Source organism: Nitrospirillum amazonense (genome assembly GCF_029594735.1).
Lineage (GTDB): Bacteria > Pseudomonadota > Alphaproteobacteria > Azospirillales > Azospirillaceae > Nitrospirillum > Nitrospirillum amazonense.
This window is the reverse complement of sequence record NZ_JARPAF010000019.1, coordinates 33,132-53,093: the sequence shown is the minus strand read 5'-3', so window position 1 is coordinate 53,093 and position 19,962 is coordinate 33,132. Positions and strand designations below refer to the sequence as shown.

General features: G+C 59.5%; 25 protein-coding genes. 10 read left to right on the top strand and 15 right to left on the bottom strand.

Annotated features, from left to right (window positions below):
* Positions 1 to 491: 491 nt before the first annotated feature.
* Positions 492 to 809, top strand: a complete 318-nt coding sequence (locus tag P5F91_RS29350; RefSeq protein ID WP_277909066.1) for a hypothetical protein — start codon at positions 492 to 494, stop codon at positions 807 to 809.
* A gap of 1,033 nt (positions 810 to 1,842) precedes the next feature.
* Here the strand turns inward: P5F91_RS29350 and P5F91_RS29345 are convergent.
* From P5F91_RS29345 to P5F91_RS29330, 4 genes are read right to left on the bottom strand one after another with little or no spacing between them, the layout of a single operon-like run.
* A complete protein-coding gene (locus P5F91_RS29345; RefSeq protein WP_277909065.1) occupies positions 1,843 to 2,847 on the bottom strand; it encodes a hypothetical protein in 1,005 nt (334 codons plus the stop codon).
* On the bottom strand, positions 2,844 to 4,784 hold the full coding sequence (locus P5F91_RS29340; RefSeq protein WP_277909064.1) for a DNA cytosine methyltransferase: 1,941 nt from the start codon (positions 4,782 to 4,784) through the stop codon (positions 2,844 to 2,846). The genes P5F91_RS29345 and P5F91_RS29340 overlap by 4 nt, the downstream gene beginning before the upstream one ends.
* Positions 4,785 to 4,834: 50 nt before the next feature.
* A complete protein-coding gene (locus P5F91_RS29335) occupies positions 4,835 to 5,110 on the bottom strand; it encodes a hypothetical protein (RefSeq protein ID WP_277909063.1) in 276 nt (91 codons plus the stop codon).
* Positions 5,107 to 5,415, bottom strand: a complete 309-nt coding sequence (locus P5F91_RS29330) for a hypothetical protein (protein WP_277909062.1) — start codon at positions 5,413 to 5,415, stop codon at positions 5,107 to 5,109. The genes P5F91_RS29335 and P5F91_RS29330 overlap by 4 nt, the downstream gene beginning before the upstream one ends.
* A gap of 959 nt (positions 5,416 to 6,374) precedes the next feature.
* Here P5F91_RS29330 and P5F91_RS29325 point away from each other — a divergent pair.
* Positions 6,375 to 7,073 (top strand): hypothetical protein, encoded by a 699-nt coding sequence (locus tag P5F91_RS29325; protein ID WP_277909061.1) that lies wholly within the window; start codon positions 6,375 to 6,377, stop codon positions 7,071 to 7,073.
* Between the two features lie 5 nt (positions 7,074 to 7,078).
* Positions 7,079 to 7,306, top strand: a complete 228-nt coding sequence (locus P5F91_RS29320; protein ID WP_277909060.1) for a hypothetical protein — start codon at positions 7,079 to 7,081, stop codon at positions 7,304 to 7,306.
* Between the two features lie 384 nt (positions 7,307 to 7,690).
* On the opposite strand, the gene P5F91_RS29315 is transcribed toward P5F91_RS29320, so the two are convergent.
* The 10 genes from P5F91_RS29315 to P5F91_RS29270 all read right to left on the bottom strand — a co-directional run bounded on the left by P5F91_RS29315 (position 7,691) and on the right by P5F91_RS29270 (position 13,650).
* Positions 7,691 to 7,915: a hypothetical protein gene (locus tag P5F91_RS29315; protein ID WP_277909059.1), complete on the bottom strand. Its 225-nt coding sequence runs from the start codon at positions 7,913 to 7,915 to the stop codon at positions 7,691 to 7,693.
* Positions 7,916 to 7,977: 62 nt separating this feature from the next.
* A complete protein-coding gene (locus tag P5F91_RS29310; RefSeq protein WP_277909058.1) occupies positions 7,978 to 9,150 on the bottom strand; it encodes a site-specific DNA-methyltransferase in 1,173 nt (390 codons plus the stop codon).
* A gap of 241 nt (positions 9,151 to 9,391) precedes the next feature.
* Positions 9,392 to 9,883: a hypothetical protein gene (locus P5F91_RS29305; protein WP_277909057.1), complete on the bottom strand. Its 492-nt coding sequence runs from the start codon at positions 9,881 to 9,883 to the stop codon at positions 9,392 to 9,394.
* A gap of 466 nt (positions 9,884 to 10,349) precedes the next feature.
* On the bottom strand, positions 10,350 to 10,595 hold the full coding sequence (locus P5F91_RS29300) for a hypothetical protein (protein ID WP_277909056.1): 246 nt from the start codon (positions 10,593 to 10,595) through the stop codon (positions 10,350 to 10,352).
* Positions 10,596 to 10,780: 185 nt separating this feature from the next.
* Complete coding sequence (locus P5F91_RS29295; protein WP_277909055.1) at positions 10,781 to 11,023, bottom strand: hypothetical protein; 243 nt, start codon at positions 11,021 to 11,023, stop codon at positions 10,781 to 10,783.
* Positions 11,024 to 11,048: 25 nt separating this feature from the next.
* Entirely contained in the window at positions 11,049 to 11,246 is a 198-nt protein-coding gene (locus tag P5F91_RS29290; protein WP_277909054.1) for a hypothetical protein, read from the bottom strand.
* 436 nt (positions 11,247 to 11,682) lie between these two features.
* Entirely contained in the window at positions 11,683 to 11,931 is a 249-nt protein-coding gene (locus P5F91_RS29285) for a hypothetical protein (protein WP_277909053.1), read from the bottom strand.
* 12 nt (positions 11,932 to 11,943) lie between these two features.
* Positions 11,944 to 12,129, bottom strand: a complete 186-nt coding sequence (locus tag P5F91_RS29280) for a hypothetical protein (protein WP_277909052.1) — start codon at positions 12,127 to 12,129, stop codon at positions 11,944 to 11,946.
* Positions 12,130 to 12,155: 26 nt separating this feature from the next.
* Positions 12,156 to 12,674: a hypothetical protein gene (locus P5F91_RS29275; protein ID WP_277909051.1), complete on the bottom strand. Its 519-nt coding sequence runs from the start codon at positions 12,672 to 12,674 to the stop codon at positions 12,156 to 12,158.
* Between the two features lie 274 nt (positions 12,675 to 12,948).
* Positions 12,949 to 13,650: a DUF2786 domain-containing protein gene (locus tag P5F91_RS29270; protein ID WP_277909050.1), complete on the bottom strand. Its 702-nt coding sequence runs from the start codon at positions 13,648 to 13,650 to the stop codon at positions 12,949 to 12,951.
* Between the two features lie 105 nt (positions 13,651 to 13,755).
* On the opposite strand from P5F91_RS29270, the gene P5F91_RS29265 reads away from it, so the two are divergent.
* The 6 genes from P5F91_RS29265 (at position 13,756) to P5F91_RS29240 (ending at position 18,177) form a co-directional block, all read left to right on the top strand.
* A complete protein-coding gene (locus P5F91_RS29265; protein WP_277909049.1) occupies positions 13,756 to 14,061 on the top strand; it encodes a YlcI/YnfO family protein in 306 nt (101 codons plus the stop codon).
* Positions 14,062 to 14,682: 621 nt separating this feature from the next.
* On the top strand, positions 14,683 to 14,991 hold the full coding sequence (locus P5F91_RS29260; protein ID WP_277909048.1) for a hypothetical protein: 309 nt from the start codon (positions 14,683 to 14,685) through the stop codon (positions 14,989 to 14,991).
* Positions 14,992 to 16,745: 1,754 nt separating this feature from the next.
* On the top strand, positions 16,746 to 16,922 hold the full coding sequence (locus P5F91_RS29255) for a hypothetical protein (RefSeq protein ID WP_277909047.1): 177 nt from the start codon (positions 16,746 to 16,748) through the stop codon (positions 16,920 to 16,922).
* 186 nt (positions 16,923 to 17,108) lie between these two features.
* A complete protein-coding gene (locus P5F91_RS29250; RefSeq protein ID WP_277909046.1) occupies positions 17,109 to 17,351 on the top strand; it encodes a hypothetical protein in 243 nt (80 codons plus the stop codon).
* An 82-nt stretch (positions 17,352 to 17,433) separates the two neighbouring features.
* Positions 17,434 to 17,922 (top strand): hypothetical protein, encoded by a 489-nt coding sequence (locus P5F91_RS29245; RefSeq protein ID WP_277909045.1) that lies wholly within the window; start codon positions 17,434 to 17,436, stop codon positions 17,920 to 17,922.
* A 108-nt stretch (positions 17,923 to 18,030) separates the two neighbouring features.
* The gene (locus tag P5F91_RS29240; protein ID WP_277909044.1) at positions 18,031 to 18,177 is read left to right on the top strand and encodes a hypothetical protein; all 147 of its coding nucleotides are present in this window, start codon (positions 18,031 to 18,033) and stop codon (positions 18,175 to 18,177) included.
* Between the two features lie 283 nt (positions 18,178 to 18,460).
* On the opposite strand, the gene P5F91_RS29235 is transcribed toward P5F91_RS29240, so the two are convergent.
* Complete coding sequence (locus tag P5F91_RS29235; protein WP_277909043.1) at positions 18,461 to 18,649, bottom strand: hypothetical protein; 189 nt, start codon at positions 18,647 to 18,649, stop codon at positions 18,461 to 18,463.
* A gap of 408 nt (positions 18,650 to 19,057) precedes the next feature.
* On the opposite strand from P5F91_RS29235, the gene P5F91_RS29230 reads away from it, so the two are divergent.
* Positions 19,058 to 19,471, top strand: a complete 414-nt coding sequence (locus P5F91_RS29230) for a ribbon-helix-helix domain-containing protein (protein ID WP_338424094.1) — start codon at positions 19,058 to 19,060, stop codon at positions 19,469 to 19,471.
* The last annotated feature ends 491 nt before the right edge of the window (positions 19,472 to 19,962 follow it).

The window sequence follows — 19,962 nt, the reverse complement described above, 5'->3', positions numbered from 1 at the left end:
GGAGGTTGTGTTTGCCCACCCTGACGGCCAAGCCCATAAGAAAGCATGCCGCGAGTGCGCTTTCCGCCGGAGCAATCCGCAGACGTTGACGGAAGACGACTTCGACTGGATGTACCTTCAACGGGAGTTGGGGGGCTTCACTTTTTTCTGTGTCCATCGCGATGTTGAAGGTTACTCGCGAGAATGCGCCTGCTGGGCAGCCATTGAGCGGGGACGCCAGGTGGCGGTCCCCTCATGATCGGACGATGGGGCGGGAGATCACCGTGGCCGGATCGGAGTTGCCAGCTTACCCAGACTTGTCGCCGCGTGGTTGGATACCTGCCTGGCGCGACGAATGGGGGATGTGCGTGGAGAACACGGGGCCGTGTACGCGGCGGTGGGCTGAGACACAGGCGGCGGCTGTAGCCGGCGTCAATGGAATCGTGGTGCCGGCGCTGGATTGGTCGGCAGTCCACCCGCTGTTGGCCTATACCCCAAGGTGAGATTTTGCGATGACCGTGACCAGGGCTATGAATCTCGGAGTTTCAATGCTGTGCCTGGCCACCGGGCTTTTCGCCGTCTGGACTTTCGGAGCCCGTATCATCTGGTGGAACGATGGCCAGCCGGTGGAGGTGACCTATAACGGGGACTATGTTCCTGACCTCAACTGCAAAGGGGACTGGATTGAGACGAAGGCCATCGTCGGAGATCCCAACCATCTGCGCTACCGATGCGGACGTTTCCTGGTCAAGGACCAAGGGGTGGTGCCGGTGGAGGTTTTCCGACAGGGGCCGCTAAAAAATGTTCCGGCAATAGATAGGCCAAGGTGAAAACCATGATCGCATGACTGTCCCCCGTGAATTTCGGCTGGTGTTGGCATGGGCGGCGCAAAACGACGGGCTTGGCCTCGGCGCCGGCGCGCCCTCGATCAGCACCGCGGCCTACCGCCAAGTGCCAACCCAGCTTTGGGCCCCGGCACATTGGAAGGCTCCAGCGTCACCGATGAGCTGAGGCAGTGAATCGCGCAAGTCGATGACCACGCCAAAAGTGGATGACTACGGTGCCCGGTTTCCGTTTGTGGCAACGTGAGGGAGCGGGAGCGGGTAGAATCTGAAAGGATGGTTATGGATACAGTGGAACCAAAATGGGCACTCCTGCCGCAACCTCCGGAGTGGGACGGTACCCCACCTGTCGCCAACAGGATGCGGCAAACAATTCTGTGGTTCTTAGCTCCTGCTCACAATAAGCAGCGGCCCTTTCTTGCACGCTGGGAGATGTTCCCGGGTGATAAGCCTGATTGTTGGACCTCGTATGAGGGGGGTGACTTTACGCCGGCTAATGTTATCGCTGGCGGCTGGAAAATATTGGCGACATTGGGGGAGACTACAGATATGAGCGGGGTGTGCATTGATAAATTGAAGAGCGAAGGGGTTGGTGCTGCCGAGATAGAGGCGCTTTGCAATGACCCAAACTGGCTAGATCACGTTGCTATTCAGATTGGCATTGCAACAGGGCGTATTAGTCGAGCAATGGCTGTGGATTGTGCCCACGTAAATGGACCAAAGCGGTGATGGTGGGATACGCCCAGCAACCATGAAACGTCGTCATCGACTGCCGAGAAACACCAATCGTGATCACCTACTTTTGTACAAAAAAATTGTAATTTTTGGCGCTTTTATCAGAAGGCGATGACCTCGTGGATCATTCTTTTCTGACATTCACAGAGGCCGGCACGTCAGGGGTCTGGCCTAGGCGTCCGGGGCCGGGCACCTGGCTCAGGGGATCGTCGCAAGGTGACACCAAGGGCCGCCAGCTGGGGGGGCACCAGGCCATAGACTATGACCTTGGCCCGGGAAATGGCGGTCATGGGCGGTTATTCAGGCCTAGGATGCCCCGGATCACCTGTAGGGCCGGATTGCGCAGGCACCGATGATAGCGGCGAGTGGCGGCCGCTGATCCGTTCCCGCCCCACTTCAAACGCCAAGACACGCGGCCGCCTGGCGCCGGCCTTGCTTCAGCGATGAACCGGCAGCGGTTGGACTCGTCGAGGTCGATCTGAATTTCCGCCCGGGTGGTGGGGTCGTCACCGATGAGGGTACGCCGCGCCTTGAAGCCTGCGGCCCGAAGTTGGCCAAGAATGACCGGAACGGAATTGGGAGGGCGGTTTCCGGTCGGCGCCTCGCGGCGGCGGCGAACAGCAGGGTCTGGGTCAAAGTCCTGGGGCCTCGGTTTTGCCAGGAGGCTTGGCGATGCAATGTCGGAGTGCCATAGGTCGGCGATGACGGGGTCCTGATTGGATGTCAGGGACCACGCCGCCGCAGCCAGCATCCACGCCCTTTTGCCGCTGGAGAGCTTGATCAGGTCGGCCAGGTCATCGAATTGATGGCGCAGTTCGCTTTTCCGGCGGCGGTCTGCCTCCGTGGTCACGGCCCTGGCCAGCAGCTGCAGGCGGTATTCATAGTCGTCGCGCGAGACTGGTGGTCGACCGGGGAACGGCTCCCCCCGGGACCGGACATGGCGATCCTGCTGGACCTGTGATTTCGTTCGAACCACGTCCACACGGATCACCTCCGCCGGCTCGAACGGCTCGCTGACTTTGCCCATGGCGGGGTGGCCAGGCCCGGTCATGTGAACGAAATGCATGCCGGCTACGGTCAGATAGCTGCCCTTGAATGTCCGGCCGTCGCGGGTATGGACGACGATCACCTCCTGGCCCTGGCACGCGGCGAAAGGGTTGGTGCCGGCGGCCGGCGTCATTACGGGCGGCTGCTGTACGGGATCGCAAGCACCGTCGTGGACGTCGCCGGCATCGGATGGCTGTTGGCTGCCCAAAGTGGTGCCAGGGGTTGGTGTACTGGCGGGGGTCATGCCGCCACCTGGTCGACATAGGGCAAGTCCATGCTGTCCAGCAGCGCCCCGATGATCGCCTTCGCGCCTTCGATCGGGACCGCGTTGCCGATCTGGCGCGTGATATCCTTGTCGGTGCCGGCGAACTGATATCCGGCCGGGAAGCTGGCGCCGGCGGCGAGTTCCTGATTCACCAGCATGCGGAACGGCAGGGAGATTTTCGCCAGATGGGCGGTGCCGGTTTCGTCGTCCAGCACCAGGATGAGACGGCGGCGCTGGGCCAGGGCGATTAGGGTCGGGTCGTCGGTGTCCAGGCGAACGATACTGGCGCTCCCCATGGCGGCATTGCGCACGGTGACTGTGGTGCCCAAGGGCTCGTCGGCGCTGCGGACGCGCCCAGAGGTGCCGCCGCCGGTCTGGTCGGTCTGGATGATGAACGGTTGGGCCAGGGCCTGGGGCTCCAGGGTCCCGGCCGGCGATTGGTCCGTGGCGGTGTGGGCGACCGTGTGGTGATACGACAGGATGTGACCATCCGCCTTGCCGATCCCCCGGCTGGCCGGCTGCGCGGGCAGGGGGGCGTCGAGGGCGTGAACCCGGGCGTCATCACCCCCGTGGTTTACATGGCACAGGAACCCCTCTCCGACAGCCCATTTGGCGACGCCTGTGGTGGTCGGCAGTGGCTCGGTGTCGGCGATCGCCCATGACTTGCCTTGCATGACGATGACGGCGCTGCCGACGCGGATTGCTCCGGAGGTGGTGGCGGTGGGCAAGGGCGCGGAGGCCGGGCGGACGGCGGCGCCGCCGTGCTGGCCCAGTACCAGGGCCTCGGCGCCCGCCTCAACCACGCCATAGTGGTAGCCTTTGGCGGCGATGGTGGGCAGGGGATAGCCCACGCTGTGGGCGGTTCCCGTGCCGTGCAACTCGATCAACGCGGCGCATTCGTCCGTGGTTTGGCTGTCTCGGCGGGGAATGGGCACCGGCTTGGTTTTCTTGCCGGCCTTCTCCTCGTGGGCGACGGAGCGCTCCAGCTCAAGCTCCAAGGCGGGGAGATAAATCGGGGCCAGGGTGCCGAAGAAGCGGCGAACGCCGACGATGATCCGACGCAGGGTGTTCGACGCGAGGGGGCGGGGGCGCTCGAAGACGCAGGTGCCTTTCCGGGACCAGTCGATGATGTCGCGGGCGGCCCGCCATTTTTTGGTGGGAAACAGGCCCGCATCGCCGTCACGGCTGTAGGCGGGCATGGGCCAGGAATGAGAGCGGCCGTCCTTGCGGAAAACGCCGATGAAGCGGAGGCGGGTGGTCGCGTCGCCGTAGTCGGCGAACAGGAACAACCGGTATTCGAAGGTGTAGCCCAACGCGCAAATCGCGTTGACCCACGCAAGGAAGTATTGCCCCTTCTTGCTCGGAATAGGCTGTCCGGTTTTGGGATCGACAGGGCCGTACTGGATGAATTCGGGGACGTTCTCGACCACGACGGCCGTGACGTCCAGGTCCGTAAGCCAGGGCAGGATGTACCAGGGATCGATGCGCTGTTGATCGCTCGTGGGCTTCTTGCCCCTGGCCCGCGAGTGGTAGATGCAGCTGGGCGCGGCAATTAGGAGATCCAGCTTGCCGGACGGTACCGCCTCGAGGGGGCGCAGGGTGGCGAGGTCCTGGCAGTAGTGCCGGATTGCGGGATGGTTCTGGGTATGCGTGGCTATCGCCACGGGCCAGTGGTTGGCCGCGATGGCATCCCCAACAACGATGCCGCGTTCCTCGATGGCCAACATGGCGCCTGTCGTGAAACCGCCGGCTCCACAGAACTGGTCGGCAAAGGTCACGACGCGCCGGCGCTCGGGGGAACCTGGTTGCTGCTCTGTCTGCCCCAGGCGAATGACGGTCGCGCCAGGTTCGGCCACGGTGCGAAGGATTGCGGCGGCGTTTTGGTCGAGGGTGCTGGTGCAGGCTGTCGTTTCCATAGGTCGATCCGCTCTGGCGTATGGGTACTCAACGGGAAGGGGGGCGTCCGTCAGGGCAGGGCGTGACCAAGGGTGATGGTCTGGCCCGCGGTAGACACTTCGAACGGCTCTCCCCGGCGCGCTTGGATGGGTGCTGCGTCTTCCCCGATCAGCTGGCGGAACGCTGCGCCGCAGTCCTTTTCGAAGGACAGCTCGAGGGTGGAAAAGGCCATGAATGCCAGCCGCTTATAGTCGCCGTGCTTTTCGCGTGACCGATCGGCCCATATGAGGCCGGTGGAAGTAACGCCGCAGAACAGGCGTTCCCGGTAGGCGGTCAATTGCGTCATGGCTTGGCCCCCTTTACCGGGGCCAGGGCGTCCGCGATGGGTTCCCGGCTCACCTGGAATCGGCAATCCACGGCGGGAAGGTCGGCGTAGGCCGGCGACATGTCCGCGTCGGTGGCCACGGCGTATATGAGGCCGATGACGTCGGTGACCACCATGTCGCGCAACTCGTCGCGACTGAACGTCGATCGAACAAACTGCAGGGCGGCGTCCAGCGCGAATTCCACGGGGAGATACCCCGCAAACAGGGGCTGCGCCTGCCCGCTGTCGCTGATGATCTGGATCGAGAGGTTCGGCACACCGGCCATGGTGTTTTTCCTTCCTGGTCATGGGTTGCAGCGCTGCTGCAACCCTGCCAAGTGGCGAACTGGGACGGGTGTGGAGGGGGTGTGCCGGCGAGGGGAGCAGGGTTGCGCCGAAGGGGGCCTTGGCCCCTACGCGGCGCGGCCCTGGTGCCCTTTTAGGCGGCACGCCAGGAGGTGGGGCCGGAACAGGCCCCAGTCTCCCGGCCCCGGCAGGGGCTGGAAAATCCTTCGACGCCGCGTGGCTGGGGGGATTCATCTGACTCAGGGTGCGGGTGGCTCCCGCCGGCCCTACGCCGAAGGCACGAGACAGCTTGCTGGCTCGGCTCCCTCGGGTTCTGGCGTGCCTACCGGCACGGCGGAACCCTTAGGGAGGTACCGCCGGTCATGCCTGCCGGGCGGCGGGCATGACCCCCGCCCTTACGGGGCGGGGGCGCGAGATAGGGTCTTGCCTTTCGGCGATCCTGCCGGCGGCGGGTCTATTGCTCAACGATGCAAGGGACAAGGGGTGCATGATCACAACGCGGGCCACGCTGGGATACTGGAGCTGGCCAGCGGGCGGAAGATGGTAGGATCGACTGGCCTGGCCCTATGCATCAGATTGGCGGGGTGGCTATGGCCTTAGGTATGACGCCCACAAGGAGAGGAGCTGGGGGTGGCGGACTTATTTGAATTTCGAACCGGCAGGAGACTGCGGGATACGGAGGAGGCGCGGGTGTCGGCTGACGCCGGCGTGCCCGATTGGGTTGCTGACGAAAGCCGGGGCGCTTGGGTGGTGTGGCAGCGGCTGATCGACCAGGCGGCCAGCGAGGGGCCTGTGGTTACCCAGCCAAGTGATCTTGCATGACATTGGGCTCACAACCGCATCCCGTCGGCATATGCCGTCCGGCCGGTGGCGGCCCAGCGTTCATGCCATAGATTGTATCCCGGCTCGAGATCGCGCGCGCGTCGCGCACAAGGAGGGGATGTCCGTGCCGATCGATCAGCAGGATTTTCTGAACGGCCTGGCCACGCTGAACCTCAGCCCCACGATGTGTCTCGGGTTCGAAGATGACGCCTACGGCGCCATGCAGGGCTTGCTGAACTTCCGGCGAATGGGCGTCAGTACACGGCATGCTTGGGACGTTGCGGTAGCGACCGCGGCGGCGGAACGCAACGCCAGCAGTGGCTTTCGCAGCAGCGCCAACGTGTTTTATGGCGCGTTGCGACAGACCCGGGAGAACACCTTTGGCAACGGTCTCGACGATACTAGCATCCAGAGCAGCGACCGCCTGGTGCTCGCCCCCTGGTGCCTGTCCGAAGCCGAGTTCGAATATTGTTTCGTCTATATCCGGGACGGAACCGAGCCGGTTTTGAAGGACTATGACCGAAGCCTGATGACGGATGATCAGATTGCGATTGGTCGCTGGTCGTTTTCCGCCGGGCAATTGTTTCTCAAGACTTATTACCCCACCATCATGGGCCCGATATCGGCGATCTTGGAGCGCTTGACGGTTCCGATATTTGTGGGAAATACGATTATCTCGGCGGTCAACTATGGTTTGAAGCAAATATCCAAGCCTGAGATGATCCGACGCTATGAAATCGACGCCAGACGGCGGGAATACCTGCGGGGTGCGACGCGGGGTGGGGGCGCATATGTCGCCTCGGGCGGGGCCCGGTGACGCCGATGGAACAGACGGCCAAGACCCTATTCGACCTGGTGCGGCGCGTGCCGAAGTGGTTGTACGTCGGCGTGTTCATCACCCTGGTGATCCTGCATCTGACCACCCACAGCCTCTGGTTCATTGTCCCGGCTGCACTATGGTTGGGGCTGTTTGAAGGAGCCGCGGATAGGCGGTGGGCGATGTGGGCGTGCTTCGCGGCCGCCTTGGCTGGGGTGATCGTCCTGATTTGAAAGGCGGGGGCAAGAGCACCTGCAGGTGGGCTGGGCGAGAAAGCCCCGGCCGTCACCGGGGTCCTGGCAGCCTGATGCTACCGTAGCTGCTTATGGGCAGCGGCATTCGCCATGGGTCTGCGGTCCCAAGCCGAGATGGCCTCTTGGGCGAGGCGCTTATCACAGGAGGGACTTCTGTTTTGGCTCGGGCCCCGGGGTTAGGGGTGCTGGGGCGCTCCATTCCTTCCCGGCTTGTCGATGTTTGGCACAAGCCCATCGCGTGACGGTACCGCGTGGGGATTTGAGCGAAAAGCCATTGTGCCCGAAGGTGACCAGGCCGGCCTCCGCGCACCAGTGGCAGTATCTAACGTCGGATGGCTCACCCATGGCCGCCGGCTCCCCTGATCACACTGCGCGAATGGACGGGAAAGGCCAGACATGGCCATCCTCGTCCCGCCAACCACCGGTGAAGCGATCCCAGTCCCGGCCGCAGGCGGTCGTGACGACCAGGCCGCTGAGCTTGATCACCGCCTGGCGGCCATAGGGCTTCCCGGAGCCATCCACCATTTCCACGGTGGCGCCGACAGAGATCGTGGCGGGAAGGCCTATTGGGGAGAGGTAGGTTTCCATGGTGCTGGTTCTTCGTGTTCAGGGTCGATCGGATGGGACACATTTGCACGGCCGACTTCAGTCTACGCGGCGGCCGTCTCGGAGAAACGTAGCCTCGCGCTATCCAGATATAGCCGAGAGCGTTCAATACCGATCCAGCGCCTGCCGAGGCGCTCGGCTACCTGGCCGACAGTGCCGGAGCCGAAGAAAGGGTCACAGACGATATCACCGGGCCGCGTTGTCATGAGAATGGCCCGTTCCGGGAGGCTGGCTGGGAAGGTGGCTGGGTGGGGTGCGATGCCGGCGTTTCGGCAGGCCCGGCGGTACGGGTCATTTGAGGCGGAGTTGGCGCTACGCAGCACCGTCGACGGAATGGCCCCGCCATTGTCCTTGGCGAAAGCATGGGCGCCGATATCTATCCCGGAAGGTTTAACCCTGGCCTCGTCCGAGCGGTCTTGGCCGATGTAGCGCTTCAGTGTCTTCTCAGCGTAGGGCTGCAGCACCGCCCTGTTGTTGGCCTGGTCCTGGATACCGTTCACCTCGTTGATCCACCAGTATATGGGCTCGACGGTCTGTCGAAGCCGCCGGCGGCGGATTGAGACCCATTGGATGCTGCCCAGTTTGTGGGGGTTGTCCCAATACCAGCGCTGGGCCAACTGAAACCCGCAACGATCTTCAACCGCGGGCACAAACCGCTCGAGGTAGGTGCTTTGGTAGGGAGCGCCTCGACGATAGACCTCTGCGCCCAAGTTCATGAACAGGGAGCCGCCGGGCGCCAGGAGAGGTTTCCATAAGTCTACCAGGTCCAGCATCCAGCTGATCCAGGATGCTGTGTCGATGCCGCCATAGGGCTTGGCGGTCTGAATGGGGTAGGGCGGAGACGTGTAGATCGTGCTCACCGACCCCGGTTCGATGATCGCGGCCGCGTCCTCGACATGCCCCCAGATGGCCAGGCCCTGGCGCGTTTCGAAGACGGTCATGACCACGCCAGGCCTCGCGTTCTCCAGCAGGCCCAGGCCGCGGTCGGTCAAGGTCCATCGGCCGCGGGCGTGGGCGGCAATAAGGCCCTTCGTTTTTGCCAGCTGCTGGGCGTGGCGAACCTGGCGGTCGAACAAGTTGCGCTCGTCGCCGGCGAATGAAGCTTTCGCCTCCCGAACTTCGGCGCTTGCACCGATCTCCCTGGCCACCCTGTCGTAGAGGTCGGCGGCATCGGCTTCGCCGCCGGCGGCGCCCAGACAACGGATCAGGGGAAGCATCAGTTGCCCGCGGCTTGGCAAGGTCACCGCCCGCTCCGCGTCCTGCTGGGACCGGCCGGCTTCCTGGCGGCGCCTTCTTTGGGCTAGGGCGCTTTTCGAAGGGGGGGATTTGGTCATAGGCGGAGGTGAACTTTCGTGTCCGAGGGATGAGGTTGGTGCTGCTTCGTTGCCCTTCGGGCATCAGGTGGACGGGCCAGTACGTGGCAGGCACAGAGCACCTACTCAACATGTCCTCGTCCATTTACCTTTGGTCTTGGGGCAATGTAGATGTAGTGCCGTTGCCCACTAGGGCCGCACTTTGCAGCGCTCCAGTTATTTTTGCTTGTGCGATACGTGATCGCGTATTGTTCACGCTGTAAAGCTGATACAGATCACGAAAGCGTAAAACACCATCGATCTGAGCTTTTCTATAGCCTTCCAAGGCCGTTCTTGTCGTTTCACTAAACGTAGATGAAATGTGACCAAGAACATAATCCGTAATAGGTAAACGCCACTGATTCTCCGTTCTTATGTATAATGGCTCTTTCCGAATCAGAAACAGAATGAATAAAGAAATTCCACCCGTGAATACAAAGATTGAAATCTGAAGCGTGAATGCGATGGCCAGTTCGACAATCGCCGCAACTAAGATAGCCGCCATAATTATATCGCGATTATTAAATTCTCGAATTCGTCTGCGACCATATAAATAGCCAACAATTGCCTCTTTTTCACTCTCCGAAAGATCGCTCATCTAATGTAGATCCCTTCTTGTTGTGGGGAGGAATGGGTACTGGACATCGGCAGGCCGTCACGGATGATGCGAAGAGCCGCGTGCCACCGTTCTGATCTGGTCTTCAATTCCGCCCAAGATTCTTCAGTCCGGATGCCGCTTCGGATCATTGTCCGCAGCGTCTCACAAGACTGCATGTGGATAAGGGGCGCCTCGACCTGGCTCCCAGTGTTGTCGGTCATACAGTAGGCGATCAAGGGAGGGCTCCTTCATGATCGGCGCCGAGGCGTGGGCCGTAGCTAACACCGACGGTCTGCTGCGCCCATGTCGTATGCCCAGGGTTGTGCTTGGCGTGATTGGCGGCGCACGCCAAGGCGTTTTTGCCGGCCCAGCGGATAGTGTACGTGCCGGCCCCATCGCAGGTATGACAGCCACCCTCTGCATCCATTATCCCGCTGCGCTTTTCCACTGCCGCCTCCTTCTGTTTTCAGTAGCCTAGCCAGCGGAGGCGGGCGATCTGGCTGTTGTCGACGTCGGGTTCGCCCTCGACGGCCGGGCGCAGATAGCTTTCCTCGGCGCTGTAGATTTCGGCGACAACGTCTCTGGTGGTGCCGTCACGCAGTTCAGCCACGTAAGTAGCCTCATCGTGGATCCAAGCTCGGCCGCCGGCAAAGTCCATCCACTCACAGCGGTCGTGGGCGGCCGAGAGAGCTGCCTTTTCAAGTTCGTTCAAAGTGAGTCTCCATCGGTAGTCCTGGCTGGTCAGCGTCTTGCACGGCCATAGGTTTCGGTTGGGGGGATATCAGGCGTGCTGGACATCGTCCGGCAAGTTCCTCTTGTTGCCCTTGATAGAAATGGCGGATTGTGGGTCCGACCGCGCCCGCCGTCTTGGCGGCACTGCTACTGTCGTCCTGGCGGTTATGCGGCCGGAGAATCGCCGTAACGGTCGTCGATGATCTCGACGCGGCCTTCACCTCCGCAGACGTGGCACGCCACATCGAAGTCGTCCGACGGGGACATAGTGGCGTAGTTCCGGCGGCGTTCTGATCCGAGCCCGTGGCAACGCGGGCACTCGGCTTCGCCATCGTCGTCCACGAAGAGATTGACGGCAGGGTAGTCCCGCTCAACGTCCGTCCATTTTAATTTCTTCATATCAGACAAGGCCTACCTCCTTCTGTGGTCTTGATCAGCCGGCCGCCTTGGCGGCGCCAACAGCAGCGACGTCCTTCGCGTGGCGGGCGGTATCAGCGGCAGATAGTGCGCGCGCGAAGGCCTGCGCCGGCGTCAGGCCCTCTTTGAACAGCGGCCTCCAGTGTTCCGGATAGACCGTGAATTCGCCTGCTTCATAACCGTACTCGCCCTGGATCACGTTTTCTCTCAGCATCAATCGTAGGGTCAGGCAAGGAAGTTGTACTTGAGTGCTTTTCGATCCAGCAGCGGACGGCATGAAGGCTACACCATACTAAACCAACCGCAGGAACAGCGGGAATCAGGGGCATCCAAGCAAGTTGCCACGCCGAGAAGTACCCATTACTGGCAACAGTAAGAGAAATTTGCATAACGATACTAATTAATGTGACAATCAAGGTGGCGGCGTTTACGCACGCGCATAATAAATTAAAGACTGCGGAATTAGCCATGTTGTCCCAATGTTTTGATGCTTGGAGCAAAGATTTAACTATTGTACCGTTTCCATTTCATCATTGTGTTCCTGGGTAAGAGGCGTGTCGCTCGTCGTCGGGCCCGATGAGCTGTTTGGTGGGTTCTTCGCCGTCTCCCTCCAGGTGGGCCCAAGGAGGGCTCCTTCTGAGGCCCGGTGTTCAGGCGGCCGCCTTGGCGGCGATGATATCCGCTCGAACTTCACGAACATGGGCGGCGGTGATCCCCCCGTTGGCGCGGAACCAGTTCAAAGCACCGGGTTTCAGCGACCCCATTTTTTCCAGGCGCCACACCAGGGACATGGGCCGCATGCCGGCCAGGTCAGCGATGGCAACGGCCATCCGCCGTGTGAACCGATCTGAGCCTTCTGTGTGGGCCTCGAAGGCGGCTCTGAGCGCATCGTTATCCAAGGCAGGCTCCGTTCAGATAGTTTCGGCTGATACGATTTCGACGCCATAAGCGGCAAGCAGGCCAACCCGGGTGAGGAACCTGTCCGGCGACAGACACAATTCTATGAAGCGGTCGCCCAGGGTGACTTTGTCTATCTTCGCCGCCGCATCGAAGAATTTCACGTCGTCGACCTCTATCACGATCCGCTTCTTGCTCACGGCGTCGGGCTCCTTCTGCAGCTGGGCTATATTTCTATAGTTGGGGAGTTAACGGGAGGTGCTGAACTACATTTTTCATTAGAAGAAGAAAAATATAGAACTATAACTACTGAAAAAGCGGAGAAAGCATAGCCAAAACAACCAATACAATTCTCTGCATTCAGCAACGGTGTTCCATTGTAAGAAAGACAGGCGCCATACCAAGATAAAATACCGGACAAGATTGCTGAAACAAGAAAAAGACAAACGGAATAAAAATATCGGTCAAAATCATCTTTGGCGTACGCTATGAGCGTCGCCAGACCCAAAACAAAAGAGGTCACACCCAAGGCAAACGGTTTGATGGAAAGGCCATACATCAACGGTATATAGGCATCATATACGAGATGGTCACCGTCAATGTGTGTGTGTAGCGATAAAGACACGCCGAAATATGCCGACAGTGAAATTAATAATAAGCACCATGCCATGACATAGAGTCGGTGGCCTTTGCTGGGCTGAACATCGTTACTAGGCGTCCGATTGTCGCATTCAACGTTACTCAACTAACTCTCCTTATTTGGTTAAGAGGCGAGCCGATCTACATGGCCGCAAGAGTATCATCGATGGTCCAGGACGTTTATGTCAGATCCACAGTAACACACCGCCGAGACCCGCGATGGACAGGCCGACGCAACTGTAAACTGTTGCCATAATCATGGACCGCGCCTTATATGCCTCCCAAACACAAGTTAATGAAAGGATGCCGCAGACAATTGCCATGAGGATGGTCGGCGGCAACATGAGTTCTATAGGGGTCATAGGGCGGTTCCTGGGTGATTATTGATTGCCAAGCCGGTGGCGGGGTGCCGGATCAGCAGCTAAACCCAGATGGAAGTCAACTTCCTTACCGGCTTTTGCTCCCCGTTGGCGGTCACGCAACTCGTAGTCACGAAGTGTCCGTCCGTCATTACGGTTGATGGTGTTTATTGACTTGAGCTGACCGTAGGTCAGCGAGGTAAGGGCTGCAATCGCAGCGCTTGCTTGCTTGGTACGGGCTACCGGACGGGCCTTCGCGACAGCAGTGGCAATCCAACCTTCGCAAAAGAGGTCGGCTCGCCTGATCTTGTTGGCCCGAACGGTGACCCTCTTAAGCTCCTTGGAAACGTAGGCGGCCCTTGCCTTCAAGCACTGTCGCCGCAGCACATCGAATGCATAGGCGGCGATCTCGGGCGCGGGATCGATACCCACAAAGGACCAACTTGCTCCGTGATAAATGGCATCACAGCCGAAAGCGCCCATGATTGCCCCCGCGAGTTTATTTTCCCAGGCAGGCACCTTCACGGGCGCACCAGACTGAGTGAAGTTCTCGGAGGCATCAGCTGCCGCCAGGTCGCTATCGGTGATTCCGTCCGCTTCCATCAAGCGCTGGGCCATTTGCAGCGCCGTGGCAACCTCATGCTCATTGGCGCCCGCGCTATTGCTTAAGGCGAGGAGCTTCTTGATGCGCTCAACGCGCCTCGCTCTGGGCTCCGCGTTCATCCGGGGTCACTCCTTGCAATCTCAGGCAGCTACAGGAAGGCGGCGAACAATTTCGTCGCACCTCATGCTTCCTCGACTGGTCGTTCCCCGAAAGGGGAATAACGTATGTACGATATTGACAATAACGACCATATGTTAAAGCGTCAATATCGTACATACGAAAAGCGGGTCTTGGCGGAATATCATATGTATGTTACCCACCGGCGTATGGGACGACGGAAACTATGGACTGAGCGCCTGACTATCACCCTGCCCGAAGGCGTGAAGGAGGGCATAGATGCGCTGCTGGTGCCCAGCGAGACGCGCCTTGACTTTATTAGGACGGCTATCGATAGGGAGATGGCGCGTCGGCTGCGTGGGTTGGGACCGAAACGGAACCGCTACCGCTTGAAGCCGCCGACCATTTCCTGACCTTAGCAGCAAGCTGCTAGCCTGACCGTAGGCACGCCGGCGATGTGGTGGGCGGGATTGGGGGAAAATTCGAATACCTCGCGTGGCGGTTCCGAATTCTGAAGCTCCCGTTCGGTGAAGCAATTCGATTGCGGTTTGTTTAACGACAGAGGCTGCTGCGTAAATAAGTCCGCGCAAGTCGGCAGTCTCTTTGGGCCATTGACAATAAATCGGAGAGGCCTCCGACGCCACTGACGGCGGACCCGGAAATTCACGCGGCCTTCGTGCATACATGTCGAATAACTCAAATGGCCACCAGTCTCAGGAGCCGCGGGGCTGGTGAGGTGTCGAACCTGAGTTGTTAGGAGCGGCGCTCGAATGACAAGCTGTAGATTTTGACAGGTTGCATACAATAAGATGTCGGGGCAAATATTGGCGTTTAGTTTTTGGGAATTCCGGCAATTGGCTGGCCGGCTTGATCTGGCTTTTAAATATCCCACCCAGGTGTAGTGGGCACAAGATCAATTATCGGATTTTCCAAAAAATAAAGTTCGCTAGTTCGGTAATTATAGGAACCAGCGAAGTCAGCAACAGTCAATTCTCGTATAGTGACAACGATTTCCGCGATTGAAGGAGAATTTGGTGACGAAGTTAGCAGTGGCACAGCTTGGCCAATGGGGTTGGTTGATCACTTTGGTGGTGTTATTTTTTGCTCTTCCTTGGCTGGGCCCGCCGGCCGGATGGTGGTTCGCCAACTTCGCCTTTCCGGATATGGTAACCGCAATGAAGATCGAACCTTTGGAACACGCCGAAGCGTTCAAGGCGGGCATGTACGCTGCTATTTCCTTACTAGGTGGCGCAGCGTGTATGGGCGTGACTGTTTGGTTCTTGTTGATCTGCCTGCGGGTGTTCATTCAGCGAAAGAAAAGAGACATTTGCCTTGGGCCATGAGGTGATCTAAGGGATTGTCTTCCTAATTTATTGGGGTTCTTTCTAAATGACACGAGGTGAGTATTGTGACGTATAATTTTGAATTAGATGTTGGAATTATCTACTACCGGAAACACATAGTCGCTTTGGCAGACGGTGATCATGTTGAGGCGTACAGGCATCTCCTGACGGGGGCCGAAGCCGGAAGTCCCTTTTGCCTCGAAATCTACGGTCTTTCAGTCCTGGATGGTGAAGTGCCCGGGGTCGAGCCCAGTTCGACTGCGATTGACATGATTGAAAAAGCGATTGCATGTGGCCGTCCATCGCCAAGCTATGGACTAAAGCTATTGAAAGGGGAAGGGGTACCTCAGGATATAGAGAGAGGCATCAGTCTATTAATCCACTCCGCAAGGACTGGGTGTGCTACAGCCTCCTTTGAGTTGGCTGCCATTTATGGTCGAGGCCTGTACGGCGTTGAAATTTCTTCGGAGAAGGCCTTTCTTTTTATTGCGCAATATCTCCCTTGGTGGGTTCGCCTACTGTCCTTCTGCCAGTTTGGACGGCAAGAGTGTGTGAGGTGGGCTATCGCTCATAAAGAGAATGTGGACGCGAGTATGCCCACACCCGACGACTGGGAGCTTCAAAGGAACAGGCAGGAATTGGTGAAGACCATGGGATGGCGCTGAAGGTCCCAAGGGCTAACGTTGCAATGCGACGAAGCGCCATTCCCGCTTTTCCGAACGCGATGCATGGAACTGCGATGTCGCTGGTCACCCAAGCGGAGCCGGTTTGGTCGTGCGGGTTTGGCCCAGACGATGGAAAGGGAGCATGCCGCAACGCTTCCGAATTCGGAACCCTGGCGCGCAGCAGCCACGTGAATTTCTGACGCCATGACCGGGCTGCGCATGGCCTTTATCGATGTAGGGGGCTCTTTCAAGATGAACGATCAATGCTGAGCGGGCGCGCGTTCTCGCCTTGGGATGACGGAGCCCGGTTTAGGCCATGCTGGCATCACCTGTTGTTTGGATGGGAGGGCTGCGGCGTGTGAGCGCTTTAACCCAAGCTGCAGGCATATCGCGATGGCCCCGCTAACCGGGCCGCGAGCGTCGTCTGGTTGGCCAGCAAATACGAGGTGATCGACTATGCGAATTCCCAGCAAAGAAGAGCTTAGGCACCAGCCGGCCCTGGTGGCTTATGGGTGGGCACTGGTTGCTGCCACTCTGCAACTTGCGCTCCGCACACTCTATGTCGCAGGCGGGGTGCTTCTGCTGTTTGCGTTGGTCATGAACTTGGTCTGGTGGTGTGTCACCGGACTTTGGGCCTTCGTCTATCACAGTCCACCCGAGGGCGGCGGCGAAAGCGCGTCGGAGGCCTCTCCTGACGATAGAACGATAATGTTGCTTGCTGGGATCATTGGGTTGCCCGGCACCCTTGGGGCTGTCGGTGGCGTCGGCTGGTCCTGCTTCGAGGACAGGCTTCATTATGTCGATATGCTCATGAATTCAACGATCTGCAGCATGGCGCTGGGACTTGTGGCGGTGATGGCATACACATGCTGGTGGATCGTCACCCGCGGGGGACGTTGGCTTCGCGTTCGCGCCGGCCGAGGTGAGAGCGTTCAGGTTCTTCTGATTGGGCCACCAGTGGGTGGGGTTTCGCCTTTCGACAGGCCTCAGGGGCAATAACGGTGTTCTCGCGCACCTGTGCGGAATGGATGCAGGGCGACCCGGGGGCCGGATTCTTCTCGATGGAGGGTTATGATGTGGTGGGCGGGCGTGCTGGTGGTTCTGTTCTGCGTGCTGCACTTTGGCATGCACCTGGCTGTGCATTTCGCCCTTGTGGTGGCTTTCGTCGGCATGGGGGTTCTGTGGCTCGCTTGGAAGGCGCGTTGGGTGCTCTTGGCCATCTTCGGCTTGGAGCTTCTGTTGGGCGGCCGCGGCGACGACGCGTGATCTGTATCATGCCCTGAGGAGTCCCCAGCGTGAGCTGTGCCGGGTGGGCAGTACGCCCTTCCAGCAGCTGAAGGTGCGGTGACACTAGGTTACCGGGTGTCGCTGCCTGGACGATGTTCTGAGTGGACCCTTGGAGGGGTGCCGGCTGACTTCCATTTATTGGTAAGCATTCGTGGAGATGGTGTCATGACGGAAGCCAAGAAGAAAAAAATCTTCGAATGGACAGTCGTCTTTTTCATGCTGTTCAACTTTGTTTGGATGGCCGCGAGTTCGGCGTCGGATGCTTTCAAGGACCTGAGGGAAGGACTGATGCTGCCGCTGATCTTTCATGGGGCGTTCGCCTTGTCGTGGGCGTTATGCATCGCCTATTTCATACGAGGTTATTTTGGCGTTAAATCACCGTCAAAGGGCGGTCGCGGCCAGTTGTGAATTTTGGCGCGCTTCAAGCTCGATAGTCTTGCAAAGATACACCCCTCCGGTTGAAGCTGTGGGACGCACAATCACGGAGGGTATGGTGCTGAAGCCTAAATTTCTGCTGCCTGTTGCCGTCATCGCCATGACGGCGGGTTCCGCCTTTGCGGCCGACTTAGGGCCCGGTCCTGATCAGCCGCTGTTGCAGGCGGCCTGCCACTTGAAGCTCAACAGTCCTGGCCTGACCGGGGCGCCGTTCTATCAGTTTGCCTTGGAGTACGACCTGGATCCGACCACGGTTGAGCATGTGAGCCCCGTGGTAGGCCAAGGCGACGGCGCCGAGCGGTACGTGATTTCGGTCAAGGATGTGTCGCGGGGCTGCAGTGGCGGTCGGGTGGTCGCGTCTAAGGTGGTCAACGGCCAGGTCGAGGTTCGCATCGAATTTGCGGGGCCGACCAATCAGGCTCCCCTGGGCAAGCCCTTCAAAATGGAATTCACGCGGTTCAATTTCACCGCCACGTTCCCATACGTACCGGGCACCGAGGTGACGCGGACGCAAGAAGGCCACAGCTTCAAATTCACCATGTGATATTCCGGGGGCGGCGTCTGGTGATGTCGCCCCCGCCGGGGGGGGTCCTGGCGCCTTAGCGCCATCCAGGCCGGTGTGGAACCCAGTTTCGAAAAAGAGGAAAGAGACATGGTTGACTACTTCGAGAAAATGGCTCTCAGGCTGCTGAAGCTACCGAAGGGAAAACAGGACCAAGAGCTTCATCGGATGCCCGAGAAGCAGGCCGCAAGCGTTCGTGCGGAGATGGCGCGACTGGGTCAGCCGGGTATTCACTGAGCACTCGGTGAGGGTCGGGCCGGTTATTGGCCCGGCAGGCATCTGCGGGTGCACAAGCTACCAGGAGAAGGCTGCGGCCTGGATTAGTATGTCGCCATCGAAGATGCCGGACCAAACCCCTGGCAGGACTATGGCGGCCCTGAAAAGGGCACCAGCATCCGAGGGTGAGAACGCCAGGCCCAGGAAGGCGACGGCGATCAATTTTGGTACACGATCAGCCAACATTCTCCACCTGTGTCTGAAGGGCGTGGCTACGTCCGCCGACGCCGTTGATGTAGTGCCTTCACCTGATGATCGTGGTACTCGCCAATTCGAGCGCCTGACGGCCTTCGTCGGTGCGAAAATAATCGCCATGGCAACGCTCCAGCAGTTGTAGCCGGACAAGTGGATCAGCGCGCCGGTGAGCTTCATGTGTGGGTACATCCCAGGGCCTGGCGAGGAGCAGCAGGTCGTCGATGTCCAGGTACGCCATCCGTCAGCCCATCGTGAAAAGGGCTGGGAACGCCGCGCGCACGGCGGCCTTGAAATCCTCCGGATTAGCCGGTGGGGCGCTGTCGAAGAGCGAGGTACGCGGCACCGATGGTCCATCGACCAGGGCGGAACCATCACAGTTCAAGCAGGTCAACCAACCGTCACCGTCGGGATCAGGGACGAATCCTGGACGGCACTCCCCTTCGCACGCGGGACAAGGTTCATTGGCCATAGGCACCTCTGGACCATTCGGTTGGAACCCGGTCAGCTGAGCCCCCCGGGGGCTGGCTGCCGAACCTTCGTCTCAATTGTTACATTGAAATGTACTGCAACTAGCGGTAAATGTTAATTGTCACTCGCACATCATATTCGATGGTGGGTGGGACGCCACCTAAGCTGCGGTTTGGCGATGGTCACTCCGATCTGTCGCCCTGGATTGGGAAGCGCGGCCGGGGGCTCACTTTGGAGTACAGAAATGTCTCTTGTGTTTACCCATCGGCTTCCGTTCCAGGTTCTGGCTGCTGTTCACCAGGCGACGGCGCCGCGGTCCTTGGTACCCCGAAGTGTGAGGGTGGGAAACCGACGGACATCGATGAGGCTGGAACCGCAGTTCTGGATTGGACTGGACTTACTCGCTCGCCAAGAGAACTGTCAGATTACGGAATTGCTGGATATTGTTGATCGCAACCGCGATCAACAGACCAGCCTGTCGTCTGCCGTCCGAGTGTTGGTGGTTTCCTATTTCCAGTGGCTGACGTCGCTTGAGATGGAGCATACACCGATACCGGCTTCCGAGCATAGTTTGACCCAGGCGCTGTTCTAACCGGCCGGAGAGCGGCTCGGGCCGTTGCCCAAGGGCGGGGCGACGGCCTCGCCCTGAGCTGTGCCTGTCTTGAGTGGAGAGCCTACTTTGCGACCGTAGCGGCGGCCAGGTCATTGCGTTGAAGATGCCTTAACTTCACGTTCGCCTTGCGGCTGAACATCAAAGTCTAGCGGTCCCTGGTCTCCGTCCGTCCTGTACCGTTTGGAGCATTGCTTCTGCGCCAGAATATGCCGAAAAACCATCCTGTCAGCGCGAAGCCCAAAAGGCCCCACACCGCCAATAGCCAAAAAAAGTGAGCGAGTTCAATCTGATCCGGCTCCCGTTGAAGCCGAAGCGCCAGGGTAATGTGGTATGCGGTGATCAGGCCGCAAATCATCGTTGGCAGCAACGCCGCAACATTGAGAAGCCGCCGGAAAGGGAATGGCCAGCCCATCCGTTTCTCCAATCCAATTCCGTCCTTTTCGCGGTTCCGCCGCGCCGGGCTATACTTC